Source organism: Psychroflexus sp. MES1-P1E (genome assembly GCF_002836055.1).
Classification (GTDB): Bacteria; Bacteroidota; Bacteroidia; order Flavobacteriales; family Flavobacteriaceae; genus Psychroflexus.
Map to the genome: position 1 here is coordinate 77,196 of NZ_PJBS01000351.1, position 16,250 is coordinate 93,445.

The window sequence follows — 16,250 nt, forward strand, 5'->3', positions numbered from 1 at the left end:
TTACTTTTTTTAGTTCGCATATTCTAAATCGTCAAAATAAAATTCTAAACCTGTACCTGTTTTATTAAAGTCAAAAAAGAATATAATTCTTGAATAATTTTCACCTAAATCGGCAGTTGAAAAATCAAATTCCAACACTACCCACTCTTCTGATGTTTGAACCACTTGTCCCACTTCAATTTCGGCATCACTTTCAAGACTTTCTAATTTTAATCTAACCTCGCTATCGACAATTGGCGACCATACCTTAACTCTTAAAGAATTACTTACTGAGAGGTCTATTGGAGTAGCTAAATCAATAAAAGATCCTGCGAATGTTGCTGCACCATTTGCCTTTAGCGTTTTAGCTACATTGGCACTTAGATTAATTCCTGTCGGATCAGGATTTTCAATAACTACGGTTGGAGCTCCTCCAAATTCTGTGAAATTATAAAAATCTGCACCAGCTTCAAAGTCAATCGGAAGTTCCAGTATAAATGGATCTGCAAGTTCGATATTATCGAACAAATAGGTTTCTCCGTTACCTGAGGTATTGAAATCAAAAAACAGAACTAATGTTGAATAGGTTTCATCAGGATCTAAATTGGGAAAAGTGAAAGTTAGAGTTTCCCATTCTCCGGAGACACTTGTGCTTTCTTGGACCTCTGAAAATATAGTTGCGTCGCTTCCATTTTCAACTTTTAAAAGAACAGGTAATCCTGCTTGAGGAGAAAAGACGTCAATAGCTATAGATGACGTTCCCGAAAAATCTATAGGTTCATTAAGTGTTACTGTCGTTCCTGCAAAGGTTTGAGATCCTTCTACTTTAGTATAACTAGCTACTTTAGCCGAAGTATTGATTTCATTAGGATCTGAATTATCTATGATTGGAGCTCCTGCTCCTTCTCCACCTCCAAAGTTAGAAAAAGTATAATCGACAGTTTCCGATTCGAAATCGATAGGTAATACTAAAGGATCGGTAACAACCACAATTTCTGATACCGAAACGGTAGCTGTTCCTCCACTTAGGGCTGTCACTTCTACAGTAAACTCTCCAACAGTAGTATAGGTATATTCTACTGTTTCACCAATCTCAAAAGGCATTGGCTCCTCTGATTCTTCCTCACCAAAGGTCACTTCGAATCCATTAGCCAAGTCGGCTGAAGCTGTTACCCTTACTAAAAATGGATTATTTGCATCTTTTTCAACCGTTACCTCTAAATTTTCTGGAGGTAAAAACGAAATTTCTACTGGTTTTATAAGTTCGGTAATTTGGCCTGATACATTTAAGGCCACAATGGTCAAATCGAAATTTCCTTCTGAATAAATATGGGAGAACGTTTCTCCAGAGCTCAATGTATCTGAAACTGGACTTCCATCACCATAATCAATAAAAAAAGTATTGGCATTTTCCGCAGTAGGAAGGACTTCTACATTACCCGAATTGTCCTGAGATAGCGTGACTTTAGCTTCGACATTGGAGGGTGGTGCTATAGTCACCTCTTGGAGGCCTTCATCCTCCGAGCATCCCACGGTGAACACTGTGATGATGCTAAGCCAAAGTATATAAATATGCTTTTTCATGTTTATTTTTTTAGTAGTTAGGATTTTGTTCCCAATTGCCTTGAGAAAATTGAATTTCTTCTAGGGGTATTGGAAAAACTTCATTTTTCCCTGCTGTAAAGCCTTCTATCTGTTGAGCAGCTCTACCCGTTCTTACCAAATCGAAAAAACGATGTCCCTCACCAACTAGCTCTAAGCGTCTTTGTCTGTATATTTCATCTGTAAGCTGACTTCCAGAAACATTTATATCTGGTAAGCCTGCTCTATTTCTTACTTGATTTACATAATCTAAAGCTAAAACATCATTGATGCTTCCCCTATTTAAAGCTTCAGCAGCCATCAATAAAACATCTGCAAAACGTATAGCTCTATAATTATTAGGCTGTGTCAAATTAGCATCTCCTAAATTTTCATTTTGTCGAGGAATGTATTTTCTATTGTAATACCCTGTATGTCCAGTTTGAGGATCTTGATTTCCTATGACAAAAATGGCTCCAGTATCTGCAGCCCAGGCTTCAATATCTAAAATACTTAACTCTTTACGTAAATCGCTAGTTTCAAAAGCATCAAACATTTCTTGTGTAGGCAAATTAAATCCAAAGCCAGATTCATAAAGCGGGCCATCATACCCTCTTACGCCACTAAATCCAACCATCACATTTCCTTCACTACACTGGAGGCAATCAAAACCAGCACCTTCCGTACCTGTATATTGAATTTCAAATACAGCTTCAGCACTATTTTCTGCTTCATATTCGAATAGATTTAAAACATCTTCTTCTGGTACAGTCCCATAAAGGCGGAAGCCTGAATTTACTACTTCGTTAAGTTGAGCTGCTGCTAAGCCGAACTCATCCTGGAATAAATGTACTTTGCCAAGTAAAGCCTGAGCAGAAGCTTTGGTAGCCCGTCCAACTTCAACTGCTTGTGGAGATAAATTTGGAATTGCTAAATTCAAGTCATTTTCAATGTAGGCGTAAACATCTTCAACAGAAGCTCTTGGTATAGAAGTCTCTTCTCCTAATTCAAAGCGCCCTTCTGGTTTAATGGGAATAGGTCCAAACCATTTCACTAATTCAAAATTGAAATAAGCTCTTAAGAAGCGGACTTCAGCTATAATCTGTTCTTTTCCGTCAAAGTCTATCTTATCTTTATTTTCAATAATGTAAGACGCTCTATACACTCCAGCGAAATTAAAATCCCAGACATTATCGATATCATCATTTACCGGAGTATGAATCATTCTGTCCACTTGCTGCCATCCCACTACGTCTGTAGCACTTTCTCCTCCAGCATTTGCATTATCAGATGCTATTTCTCCAAGTATCACATTGATGTATGTCGCTTGCAAAAGATCGTAAGCACCTACTAGAGCATTTCGGAAATCATCTTCAGTTTCAAAAAATGTTTCAGAAGTTAATTGAAAAGGAGGATCTACATCTACAAAATCATCACTACAGGATACCAAAGCAAATGCTATTAAAATCAATGTGCATTTATTATAAAAAGTGTTCATCATTGTTCTGTATTAAAGTTTAACATTTAGTCCTAATGTATATGTTCTAGGGAGGGGGTAAAAACCTAAGTCAATTCCTCCCCCTATTGGTGCACCCGTAGATGCTGTTGGGTCGTAACCTGAGTATTCTGTAAACGTAAAAGCATTATCTACTTTTGCATAGATTTTCACAGAAGTGAGCCCTACAGTTTTTAAAGCCTCTGTAGGTAAAGAGTATCCAAAGGAGATGGTCTGGATCCTAAGGAAAGAACCATCTTCAACAAAATAGTCTGAGAATAATTTGTTGGCTGTGGCCCCTGCGGAAACTCTAGGCTCTGTAGTGGAAGTACCTGGCCCCGTCCAACGATCTAATCTCCGACTTAGCATGTTCACATTAACTTGATCACGCTCAAAATTTCTTACAATTTCGCTACCAAGATTAGCAAATGAGTATGCACTAAAGTCAAAGTTTTTGTAATTGAAAGATAAATTAAAACCCATAGTAACGTCAGGGATAGGATCTCCAATATAGGTTCTATCATCTTGAGTTATTGCCCCGTCACCATTTACATCCACAAACCTTATATCACCAGGTCTTGCCGTTGCTCCAAGTAAAGCCTGAGAAGGATGTGCCTCTACTTCAGCTTGAGACTGAAAGATCCCATCGGTTTTTAAACCATAAAAATAACCTATTGGTAGACCAACCTCCATTCTTGAGGGCGGAAGTTGTCCTACACTAAACTGTCCACCTTCAAGAAATGGTGCTCCGTTTATTTGGGTAACTTCATTATCTACAGTACTCAAATTGTAATTCACACTAAAGGAGAAATCATCATTAACTTCTTTACTATAGTTTAAAGACAATTCAATACCCTTATTTACAACAGTACCTGCATTAATTGTAGGAGCTAAACTCCCTGGTGCGGAAGTTCCAAAAATACCAGAGGTTGGTATACTAGGTATTAACAAATCCTCTCTTTCATTTCTATAGTAATCAAATGTTACTCGTAAGTCCCTGTTTAGAAATTCAAGATCAAGTCCAAGGTCTAATTTTGTTGAAATTTCCCACTTAACGTTTGGATTAGCAAGAGGACCTAAAGCTTGACCTTCTGTTAAACTTTGGTCTTCTCCAAAAACATAGGTCGCTTCACCGTTGAGTCTTGAAAGAAAAAGAAAATTACCAATTTGATCATTTCCTAATTGACCATAGCTCCCTCTTAATTTTGCAAAATTGATAAAATCACTAGTCCCTATAAAATCCTCCTCAGTCATAATCCAACCCGCAGTAACTGAAGGGAACCATGCAGAGGCATTATTTGGCCCAAAATTGGAAGATGTATCACGTCGTATAATCCCTGATAAAAGATAGCGATCTAAATACGAAAACTCAACTCTACTGAAATAAGATAATCTTCTGAATTCGCTAACAAATGAACCATTGGTCTGGTTATCGCCGACTCCAATAGCAGTATCTAAATCTGCAAACTGAAAGCTATTTCTAGGGACTCCTGTTCTAGAGGCAAAAAGTCCTTCGCCATGGGCTCTAAAAACTGTTGTTCCTAGTGTAAAGTTTACGTCTAAATCGTCGAAGAACGTTTTTTCGATGGTGTTAAATAAATCAAAGGTATAATCGTAGAAATCTTGTTGGTTGAGATTAACTTGATTAAAAGGACGATTAAATACCTTTCCATTACCAAAATTAAACTCTGGGAAGAACTCCCTATTGTTTAATTTAGAGGAATTGAATCCATATCTAGCAGTTAATTTAAAATCCTTGACATATTCCAATTCAGCTTTAAAAGAACCACTTAATCGATTGCTCTCAAAATCGTTGAAGGTATTATTGATTTGTGCCAATGGGTTAACCACTTCGTTTCCCAAATCTATAGTGCCATCCAAATTATTCTGGTTCCGACTAATTACTGGAGCAATATTAATAGCATTAAAAAGAACAGACCCAAGTCCAAATGAATTTATGCCTTGAGATCTATTGTTTGTAAAAAACACGTTAGCACTTACATTTAAAAAATCTCTCACATCTGTGTTTAGGGAGATGCTGGCTGTGGTTCTCTTGAAGTTAGATTTGTCGGGAGCAACAATACCACCTTGGTCTAGATGAGATGCGCTAAAGGAGTAATCGGTATTCTCAGACCCACCTCTTATAGATACATTATTGCTAATGACTGTAGGCGTTTCAAAAACTTGACCTTGCCAATCTGTATTATTGTTAATTTGAGAAAGGTTAGTGTATGGTAAATCCAGACCTGCGTTAGCATATTTTTCATTGGTCAGTAACACATATTCGTTGGCATTCAATAAAGACAATTCCCTTGTTGTTTCTTGTAAACCAACGTAAGTATTATAAGACACCACTGCGGACTGATTTCTTTCTCCTCTTTTGGTTTCAATAAGGACAACCCCATTGGCCCCTATGGAACCATAAATAGCAGCCTGTGCATCTTTTAAGATAGTTATTGACTCAATATCCTGAGGATTTATAGAATTTAAACCTCCATCGTACTGAGCGCCATTTAAAATGATGAGCGGAGAACTGTTTCCGTTGGTTGATACTCCTCTAATTCTAATATTAGATTCTGCTCCAGGTGCACCAGATTGAGGAGTTACACTTACTCCTGCAGAAGTCCCCTGAAGTGCAGTAGCAGCATTGATGGGTTCAAGGTCCTGAATAGATTGAGAATTAACGGTAGAAACAGAGCCAGTGATTTTTCGTTTGCTACTAGAACCATATCCAATAACGACCACATCGTCTAGAGCTTCGGTATCTGATTCTAATTTAACATCAAATTGGGTTTGGCCTGCACCTTTTATTTTTAAAGTTTTGAACCCTAAATAGGAAAATACTAGAGTTGCATCCTCTTGGACCGAGGGCAGTATAAAATTACCGTCAAAATCTGTGGTTGTCCCTTGTGAAGTACCTTCTACAATAACGTTCACCCCTAATAAAGGCATCCCAGATTCTTTATCTGCCACACTGCCTTCAATATCTCTCACCTGCGAAAACACGCAAAGAGAGAAAAAGCAAAACGTCGTTAACAAAAAATTTTTAATCATATCTGTTGTTTGTTTAATAGTAAATCTAACATTAAGTACGTCACAATTAGTTTTTTAGGAATTACAAAAAAACTACAAGCTGTTAAAATTAAGGTTTTCTGAATTTTAACAGCCCCTCACCGCCTGATTGTAGTAAGCTAAATAGAGCTGTTAAATTTTTAACTACAACGTTATATTTTGCGAATTTTAAGCCATGTGTAGTGGTGATGTAGAGTTGAAATTGGCTATTGTATTGGTTCTAAATTTCCAAAATATAATCTGCTAGGCCAATTTCACGTGGTAAGTCCATTTTTTTACGCAAACGATATCGTTTCACTTCAACACTTTTTGTAGATATGTTGAAAAGCGGTGCGATCTCTTTGGACGATAAATTCAAACGCAAGTAGGCACTTAGTCTTAAATCATTTGGCGTTAAAGAATTATGTTTAGATTTCATCTTTTTCAAAAAGTCTTTATCTGCATTATTAAAAGCTTCTTCGAAGATCTTCCAATCGTCTGAATTGTTGATATTTTTATCGATAATCTTAATCACATTCCTAGAAGAAGCTTGTAATGGTTTTGATTTTTGGAGTTCCTCTTTTATTGAATTTAGAAATTCATTTTTCTTAATTAAGCTCATCGTAGAAACAGCCAACTCTCTATTCTTGGTTTCTATGTCCTGTTTGAGCTGTTCATTTTTGACTTGCATAAGTTCTTGCTCACTTTCAAGTTCTTTGAGTTCTAATTCTTGGTTAGCTTTCCGCTTTAGTTCAATTTTTTGTTTTTTATAATAGCGTTTATAAATAGTGTGAATCACTAAAAAGAAAACAATTGAAGTTGAAAGATAAACAATAAGCATAAGGTTTGAAAAAGAAAAAGGACGCTCTACAGTAAAAATAAACGATTTAGAACTCTTTTGGTAACTCTCTCCGATTCTTGCTCTCACCTGAAATTCGTAATCCCCAGAAGCCAGATTACTATATGTCATTTCGTTTTTTGCCCCCCAAGCAGTCCAGTCTTCTATAAACCCCTTAAGCCGAAATTGATATTCAGAAGAAAAATATTTTTCAAAATGTGGTACACTAAAATTAAAATGAATGTTATTAAACTTATTCTTTAATACTGCTGGTTTATCTTTAGCCAAGGACACTGGTTCTTTTCCATTTTCCCAGTACTTTATAGTAGTTAAATTTAGAGGTTGGTCAATTTTTGATTTAGAAAATTTATCATAATTAATGACCATATAGCCTTGTGTAAAGCCTAATAAGTATTCATCGTCACTTAACTGAAGAATATTTTCATAACCGGCCATCGTTCCTCTAGAATCCGATGTAATTGGAATGGAGCCTAGCCTGTAATTCTCATTCAATTTACCTTGTAAAGTAAAATCTACACTATTTTTATTGAAACTCCACAGCCCAATTTCTCCATCAGTAACTGCCAATTTTCCAGAAGAATACGTTTCTTCAGAATACATCTGACTTAGTAAACTGTCTTTTTGAAAAGTATTAGTATCCATCTGAAATTTCCAAATGCCTTTTTGTTGGGCGTAATACACTTGACCTTTAAATTTAGCCAAACTAGAATATAGACCTTTTTCTAGATCTACGTATTGGTGTATTTTAGAAACTTGAGTAAAGTCTTTATCTAAGCTTATGCGATAAACGCCTTTGTATTCGTGATCAATTAAAACTTCATTGGGTGATATAAATTCAACAAATTTTGATGAAACGTCAAAATTTTTGATTTTGTTACGAAACTGCCATTGACCAGTCACCTTCTCTAAAACACTCAACCCTGAATAATTACCCTGTATAATGAGACGTGGCTGGTTTGGGACCGACTTGAAACACCATGTACCTAGTAACTCCGAAAGTTGCTCAAAGTAGTTATCTCCAACGACAAACGACCCGTTGTTATGGCCACAAAAAAGAGTACCATCGATGGTTTTAAGAGCCCATACTTGACCCTTGGACCCTTTCACAAGTTGAAAGTCGTCGCCAGGACTTTCAACTGTTCTATAAAAAAGACCTTGATTTGTTCCTAAATAAAGACGATTATGGTAAACGATGGAAGTATAAATGGTGCCTAAAATTCCTTTATCATCATTAAAAACACTGATTGGAGAGTTTATATTAACACAATCAATACCATTATCGAGTCCAAGCCAAATATTTCTGTCTTTGTCCTCAAAAACAGATAAAACTGTATTATTGGTAAGACCCTCCTGCTGTGAAATTTGATTCGTAATACGACCTTCGGGAGTGAGAAAAATAACGCCTTGGGAAATCGTTCCTAAAACAATACCTCCATCAATCTTTTGTAAACTAGCATATACATTAAAGGTATTAAGACTAGTAGAATTTGAAGGCCACAATTGAGGAGCTTTCTCTAATGTATAGATACCTTCTGTTTCGGTTTGCACCAAGATTTGATTTTTATAGGTATAAAGATTCGTTATCCGATTAGTTGTAAAGTAAACATGATCTGAAACCAATAGAGGGTTGCCATCTTCAATTTTGAAAAGCCCCTTATTTACAATTTGAAAATAAAGATCTGACTCCAGCTTAAACATTTTTGAAATTGAACCTTCAATAGGGATTTTATCTACGGTCTTATTATCAGTATGATAAGTATATATATGATCTAGAGATTGAAAAATAATCCAGTCTTCAAGCCTTTCAATAGTCCAGAATTGTTCATCTGTACCAATAGAATCAATGATATCTAGAGATAGTGAATTATAGACTAAAGCACCTGTAGACTGTTTTTCCCAAAATCCAAATTCCCGATAACTCCCTGAATATATTTTATCGTCATGAAAAAAAACGGAACGAAGAATGGTTTTGTTAGGAGAGAGGTATAGGGCCCATGCTTCCCCATCAAACTCCAATAATCCTTTATTGTTGGCTATATATATGTGCTTATTTTCTCCTTGTGTAATGGACCAGTTCTGGTTATCAGCTTGATAGTCTTTAGGGGAAAAACTTAGAACAGGAGGCAATTCCTGAGAATAACTAGATCCTAGAAAGCAAAAGAATAAGCAAACATGTAGGGATACACGAAACTTAACATTGTAAAGAGTGTAAGTCTTAATCCCAAATATCTTCAAGCTCTTCAAGTGATTTGTTTTTGGTTTCTGGTAAATATTTGTAAGTGAACACTATGATAAGTATTATAAATCCTATAAAAATAAAATAGGGTAATGATCCATTCCAAAAGCTATTCATATTGGTCTCACTTTCAGAAACAACAGGGAAAAATTGTGATACAACGTAATTCGAAGCCCATTGAGCTGCAACAGCAATAGACATGGCTGCACTTCTAATTCGATTAGGAAACATCTCGGAAAGCAAAACCCAAACTACAGGTCCCATCGACATCGCAAAAGAAGCGATAAAAAGCAATACGCCTATCAGAGAAACCAACCCAACACTTTGTTGCTGAAGACTAATACCGAGTAAAGAAAATCCAATTATCATTCCTACACATCCAATATAAACCAAAGGTTTTCTTCCAAATTTATCTACAGAGAACATAGCAATAAAAGTGAAGATCAAATTGATAAAAGCTAAAAGAATTTGTTGTTCAATAACATCATCTTTCCCAAAACCTAAAGCTTTTTCAAAAATATCTGAGCCATAATATAACACGGCGTTGATCCCAGTAAATTGTTGTAACATAGAAAATATAGTCCCTATGCATATAATACCTAAAATTGCTTTCGAAAAAAAGTTGACTTTAGGCTTTTCTAGATTTTGATCTATTGAATCCTGAATTTGGTGAGCTTCTTTTTTAGCCAATTCACTACCATGGATTTTTAAAAGAGTACTATACCCTTCTTCAGGTTTTTGCATCAGGTATAACCATCTAGGACTTTTAGGGACAAAAAATAACAGAACCAAGAACAAGCTACTAGGAATTAACTCCGACCAAAACATTCGTCGCCAGCCAAAAGAAATATTCTCAGCGACACTTAACTTATCACCAATAAAGTATGTCACCAAAAAGACTACGAAAAACCCAATGACAATAGCCAACTGATAAAAAGTAACTAAAGTTCCACGCCTGTGTGAAGGGGCGATTTCAGCAATATACATAGGAGCAGACATAGAGGCTATACCTATACCAAGTCCACCTATAATTCTAAAAACCACCAATAAGCTAACTGAATCAGGTAAAAAAGAAGGTAGGCCTGAGCCCCATGCTGAAATTGTAAATAAAACTGCAGAAATTATTAATGAATACTTTCTACCAATTTTCATACTTAAGTAACCCGCACTCAGAGCCCCTACAAGACAACCTATTAAGGCCGACCCAACGACCCAACCCTTTAAAGCTGGATCTAAGTCAAAGTGTTGACTCAGAAAGTATTGAGCACCATTAATAACACCAGTATCATAACCAAACAAAAATCCACCAAGTGCAGATACAGAGGTAATGAGCAATAAAAACGTTTTAGACTTCATCTGTTAATTTTTGTTGAGCAAAATAGAAAACATATTTCAAATATACATCACTATATCGATAGAGATTTTTGTGGTTATGGTTTTGTACAGGTTCAAAATTATACACTACTATGGTAAAAGTTACTAATATAAAAATAAAACGAGTAAATAATAATAATTTTTAGAGCTATCCAATCTAGAAAGCAAAAAATAACGCCTAGATCCTTTGAGTTTAAATCTCTTTAGCAAAATGATAAATTATATTTGAAGGCAAATTAATAAATTTCAAAAACAACTTACGTCTCCATATTAGCCTTCGAACTTCTAGATAATATACCAGAAAAAAGAAATTAATAAAGATTTAGTGTTTAGGTTAAATCGAAGTCAAAAATTATAAAAACTGCCGAATACATCTTATATTGAAGAAAATAAAAATTTATGAGTCAAGTAAAAGCTTATGGCGCTGAAGCCAATGATGCAGATTTAAAACAATTAGACATCAAAAGAAGAGAAATTCTTCCTAATGATATACATATAGAAATAGATTATTGTGGTGTTTGCCATAGTGATATACACCAAGTTAGAAACGATTGGAAAAATTCTAAATATCCCGTTATCCCAGGTCATGAAATAATAGGGCATGTTGTCGCGGTTGGAAAAGAGGTTACAAAATTTAAAGAAGGGCAAAAAGTAGGAGTTGGATGTATGGTAGATTCATGCCAAAACTGCGAAGCTTGTGATGAAGGCTTAGAACAGTACTGTGAAAATGGAATGACAGCGACTTACAATAGTCCTGACAAACATTTAGGAGGACACACTTTTGGAGGCTATTCAGAAGAAGTCGTAGTAGACGAGAAATTTGTATTGAATGTCTCAGAAAAATTAGATATAAAAGCAGTAGCTCCTTTATTATGTGCTGGTATTACAACGTGGTCACCACTAAAACAATGGAACGTTCAGAAAGGAGATAAAGTAGGTGTTGTTGGACTTGGAGGTCTTGGACATATGGGGATTAAATTCGCTCATGCGCTTGGTGCACATGTGGTTATGATTACTACTTCACCAAACAAGAGTGAAGATGCGGAACGCCTTGGAGCAGATGAAGTCTTGGTTTCTAAAAATGATGAAGACATGAAGAAACATGCCAATTCATTCGACTTTATATTAAACACTGTCCCAGTAGGTCATGATGTGAATCCATATTTAAACTTACTAAAACGAGATAAAACCATGTGTTTAGTTGGCGCCATTGAGCCACTCAAAGGAGTGAATGGCGGAGCTTTAATCGTAAAAAGAAAACGACTAGCAGGTTCTCTTATTGGAGGAATTCAAGAAACTCAAGACATGTTAGATTTCTGTGGTGAACATAATATTGTTTCCGATGTGGAGATGATCGATATGCAAAACATCAATACTGCCTTTGAAAGAATAGTGAGTTCAGACGTCAAATACAGATTTGTCATTGACATGCAATCTTTAAAAAACTAAAAACGAGTAGTTGTTAAATACAAGTTTAATCCCCTTTTGAAATCATTTCAAAAGGGGATTTTTTTTACTCCTTATATTCCCAAGCTTTCAAGGTCTCCAAGGAGATATACTCGAGCATTTTTTCATTACAAGATTCTAATCGAAGGTGAAGAGGATGTCCTGCTTCTTTGCTTTTCAACCATACTCCCATACAAATACACCACCAATCTCCTGGTTTCAACCCTGGAAAACTCCACTGCGGTTTAGGGCTTAACAGATCGTTCCCTCTAGCTTTGTTCCATTCTAAAAATCCCTCAGTCACTTTTGCCGCAACAATATGGAGACCGGGATCAAGATCGGAATATTTACAAAACCCATCTCGGAAAGCCCCAGTCATAGGATCGTAGGAGCATGCTAATAACTCACTGCCTAATATATTTTTCGTCATTGTTTTTTCTTCTGAATTTGCTGTAAGTTAAGCAATAATAGGGAAAGTTAATTAGTTTTAAGGCTAAGAAATCATTTGAACAGGATGCTAAAATTCAGGAAAAATAAGATAGTAAAATTCAAGTGATGCTTTTAGGTAAACTGAAGTCAACGTCACGAAAAGTCTTTAGAATTAATAATTACGTGTACATCAATTAAAATTAAATAAATGGATTTAGAATCTAGAAAAATATCATTTGTTCAATAAATTTTAAAACTTAAGAATGAATAAAATATAAGGGGTCTTCAAAATTATGGCAAGAACAAAAACTGAACTCATTAAAGAAGAATTAAATCCTATAAGTATAAATCACTACAATGCAAAAATTGATCAAGCAGTGGTAGATTCTAAAAATGGCTAAATGACAAAAACTGCAGATTTAAAAACAATAATTCATAAGTGGATTTAAAAATTTATTGGTTAGAATTTGCCAAAAGTAGACTCAAAAATAGTCATAGTTATTAGTCTGTAAAAGCTGGTAAAAGGTAACTCAAAATTTAGTTAATGGAATTGTAGACACCACAATAATACCAAATTAAATTTATAATGTCGTATAAATAAATTGAATTATTTTTTGATTGATTGAAGTTTAAAATAATTAGCATAGCCTTAGCTACGGTAATTATTTTTGATAAAAAGCAGGCGAAAAAGAAACGATTTATTGCGACATTATAGGTTTAATTTGGTATTAGTATTAAAAACAAGCTAAAACTGGTCAGATCGAGACCTTAAAAGAAGCCTTTTTATGGGTGAATAAACATGACGTATTATTAAAGTTAACCTGTCAAATAGTCTCTGTCCAAAATACCTCCTATCGAGTTTGTAAATGAACTCATTGAGAAATAATTAAAAATACTTCTGCTTTATTTTATGAAACTTCTGTAAGTCTATTTTGCGTTTCCAATGGCAATGTGTACCCTTCAGTGTTTCCTTTGCCGTCTTTCGCTTGACTTTTCAGTCATATGCATACTTACGCTATATTCATATAGAATGTGCTTTTGTCTGAAAACACTATAGATTTTTCTTCATCACTATTTTTTTTAGCATTTGATCAGTACCCTTGTTTTTTGGTCTTCAAGTACTTTAACTTTAAAACAGCGGCACTGCCCTTCTATTTTTTCAGTCTCTAAACCTTCAAGGATAGTGCTCTACAGTAGTACCATCACATTAGATTTTGTTTTAATTCCCTGTCCAGCATTCTTTGTCACTTGCGAAGCTTCAACAGAGAAATACCCTTCATTAGCCTCAATCATTCCCTCAAGTGTGTATAGGTCATCTCTTTACCTCATCACTTCTCTAATTTCATGTACCTCTTCCTATACAGGTTAGTAAGACTTTAGTCCTAATTGTCGTTGAACCTCTTTGCTTGAAAACCCCTTTTTTGTTAGAGGGAAATGGTCGTATACCAAATCATAAAGTAAGTGTTCGGATTTTCCAGTCATGCTCCGCTTTTCAAAGTCTGTCTAACTTCACAAGATTTGCACTGATGAGCGCATTTATTTCTTAACCCATAGTGCTGAGAACCCCAATATTTATTACAAATAACGCCCTCTTTGTGGCTCTGTTATCTATGATCGAATTTACAACTCTGCTCGTTTAAAAAATGGACTGCGAATGAAAAAATATCCACATATTAAACTATTAAACTATTAAACTCTAACAAATATTAGGAATTAGTCCGTAGTATTGAAGCTTTTATGAATATGCACCTTATTCCTAAAATGACGGATAAACCCGAATTATATCACAGTAAATGAATATGCACTTAAATAACACACTCCTTAGATGTTTTCAAAAAATTATGTGACACAAGGCTAAGTCTTAAAGAAAAATCCGACTTCCTTGTTTTTAAAACAAGATAGCTTGGATGAATTCAATTCAGGCAGTAGACATAATAAGATATTAAATCTCATTTAGTGAATAAATATGCAAAGTACAAATATTAGTATCCTGTTTTTAATAATTTACGTTGTGGGAATCATCGCCGTAGGTATTTGGAATAGAAAAAGTGAAAGCAGTGAAGATTTCTTTTTGGCTTCCAGAAAACTCCCTGCTTGGTTATTGGCCATTACTTTTATAGCCTCTTGGTGGGGCGGTGGTTCTGCTATAGATCTTGTAGATCATGCTCACAGAAATGGCATTAGCTCTTTTTGGATTTATGGAGTACCTGTATTGATAGCAACTGCCCTTTTGTTTCTATTTGCGAGAGGTATTAGAAATATAGGTTCTATTTCGCAACCACAACTTATGAAGCAGCGCTACAACAGCACAGTTTCACTACTACTTACTATTTTTATTATCATTTTTATGGTAATTGCAACAACAGTTCAAGTCATTGTTGTGGGTAAATTCTTCCAGGCGTTTTTTGATCTCAGTTATCAAACCGGTGCTATTATAGGGACTCTAATCGTATTGACCTATTCCTTATTCGGCGGCTTTAAAGGCGTGGTGCTCACCGATTTACTTCAGTTTGTATTCTTTTTATTTACCGGTATATTTTTGTTTTATACGGCCTATACCCAGTCTGGCGGTATGGAAGCTGTAAAAGCAACAGCACTTCTCAATAATAAAAGTGGGTACACTTCATTTTTTAGTGACGTTTCTGATAATTTGGCCTATGTTATAACTTTTGGTACCTCGTGGATGATTCAGGCGAATATTTGGCAACGCATTTCTGCTGCAAAGAAATCTACAGACGCCAGAAAGATGATGATCATTAGTTTTTTCGCTTTTATTCCACTCTATCTTATGGTGACTTATACAGGCATGTTTGCTTCTGTATTTTATGAAAGCGTTCCAAAAAGTGGAATTGTTCCCAATATGATTAGTAATATTTCAAATCCAGTAATTAGCGCTCTTCTTTTTGTAGGCCTAAGTGCGGCAATTATGTCTACCATGGATTCTCTTATCAATACCGGCGCGCTTTCTTTAACCTTGGATATTTATAAGGTGTATATAAATCCTGGGGCGAGTGCTGCTCATAACGTTACTGTAGGAAGAATCTCTACCTTTATTGTTGGTGCCATCGCTTTATTGATAGCTTTAGAAATAAAATCTGTTTTAACCATCGCATGGATAGGATCTGATTTTTTAACTAGCGGAGCATTCATACCTCTTATCCTCGGATTTTTATGGGCAAGGGGTACCGCTACAGCAGCTACTATTTCTATGTTGTTCGGGTTGGTGTTTTCTAGTTATAATCTCCTGGTAGCTCTTGGTGCTCCTTTTCCTGTTGCCTGGGAAATAGCCTCGATTTCACAAGCCGTAATCGGCATTTCCATTTCACTGATTTTATACGTGAGCTTTAGTTTTATAACTAAAAACGATATGGAAAAAAGCAGACGCTTTATAAGAAAAGCGAATGTCTTAAACAGGACATACGATTAAAACTCTTTCAGAAGAAAATATACAGAATTGACAATGTTAATGTGTGTAAATAAGGTTCACATGAGGAGCTTGAGGGAATTATAATTGTTGCGCGAAAAACAATGTCTTTTTCATGAAAAGGTTGGAATAAATTAGAGTTTTGTAAGGATTGCGTTAAAAAGGTGATACGTACAAAAGCAGGAAACAAAACCAATTCCAAAAGCCTCATAGATTTCATTTGCCAAGAATCTAATAATAACTTAAGCGTGCTCATCCGTACTTAACTAGGTCATGTCTTTAACTAAACTTTATTGTGCTCATTTTCGGGATAAAATCCATTTCTTCTGTTTAATTAAAGTAATCTGGCTTTTGTGATTGCTTTTTGTATGCATAG

General features: G+C 35.3%; 8 protein-coding genes and 1 pseudogene. 2 read left to right on the plus strand and 7 right to left on the minus strand.

All coding sequences use genetic code 11. From position 1 onward, the window contains the following. Window positions 1-9: 9 nt before the first annotated feature. From CXF67_RS17690 to CXF67_RS17710, 5 genes are all read right to left on the minus strand, one after another. A complete protein-coding gene (locus tag CXF67_RS17690; RefSeq protein WP_102089962.1) occupies window positions 10-1,563 on the minus strand; it encodes a hypothetical protein in 1,554 nt (517 codons plus the stop codon). A 10-nt stretch (window positions 1,564-1,573) separates the two neighbouring features. Beyond that, entirely contained in the window at window positions 1,574-3,058 is a 1,485-nt protein-coding gene (locus tag CXF67_RS17695) for a RagB/SusD family nutrient uptake outer membrane protein (RefSeq protein ID WP_102089963.1), read from the minus strand. A gap of 12 nt (window positions 3,059-3,070) precedes the next feature. Next, window positions 3,071-6,109, minus strand: coding sequence for a SusC/RagA family TonB-linked outer membrane protein (locus CXF67_RS17700; protein WP_102089964.1), 3,039 nt, complete (start codon window positions 6,107-6,109; stop codon window positions 3,071-3,073). A 238-nt stretch (window positions 6,110-6,347) separates the two neighbouring features. Further along, window positions 6,348-9,209, minus strand: a complete 2,862-nt coding sequence (locus tag CXF67_RS17705; protein WP_102089965.1) for a helix-turn-helix and ligand-binding sensor domain-containing protein — start codon at window positions 9,207-9,209, stop codon at window positions 6,348-6,350. Then, window positions 9,181-10,557 (minus strand): sugar porter family MFS transporter, encoded by a 1,377-nt coding sequence (locus CXF67_RS17710; RefSeq protein WP_102089966.1) that lies wholly within the window; start codon window positions 10,555-10,557, stop codon window positions 9,181-9,183. The genes CXF67_RS17705 and CXF67_RS17710 overlap by 29 nt, the downstream gene beginning before the upstream one ends. Before the next feature lie 417 nt (window positions 10,558-10,974). Here CXF67_RS17710 and CXF67_RS17715 point away from each other — a divergent pair, with 417 nt between their 5' ends. After that, a complete protein-coding gene (locus tag CXF67_RS17715; RefSeq protein WP_102089967.1) occupies window positions 10,975-12,024 on the plus strand; it encodes an NAD(P)-dependent alcohol dehydrogenase in 1,050 nt (349 codons plus the stop codon). 64 nt (window positions 12,025-12,088) lie between these two features. Here the strand turns inward: CXF67_RS17715 and CXF67_RS17720 are convergent, their stop codons facing one another. Both CXF67_RS17720 and CXF67_RS19030 read right to left on the minus strand, forming a co-directional pair. Beyond that, window positions 12,089-12,451: a DUF2237 family protein gene (locus CXF67_RS17720; protein ID WP_102089968.1), complete on the minus strand. Its 363-nt coding sequence runs from the start codon at window positions 12,449-12,451 to the stop codon at window positions 12,089-12,091. Between the two features lie 744 nt (window positions 12,452-13,195). Further along, a pseudogene (locus CXF67_RS19030) lies at window positions 13,196-14,120 on the minus strand (IS1595 family transposase). A 296-nt stretch (window positions 14,121-14,416) separates the two neighbouring features. Here CXF67_RS19030 and CXF67_RS17730 point away from each other — a divergent pair. Further along, on the plus strand, window positions 14,417-15,877 hold the full coding sequence (locus tag CXF67_RS17730) for a sodium:solute symporter family protein (RefSeq protein ID WP_102089969.1): 1,461 nt from the start codon (window positions 14,417-14,419) through the stop codon (window positions 15,875-15,877). Window positions 15,878-16,250: the final 373 nt, after the last annotated feature.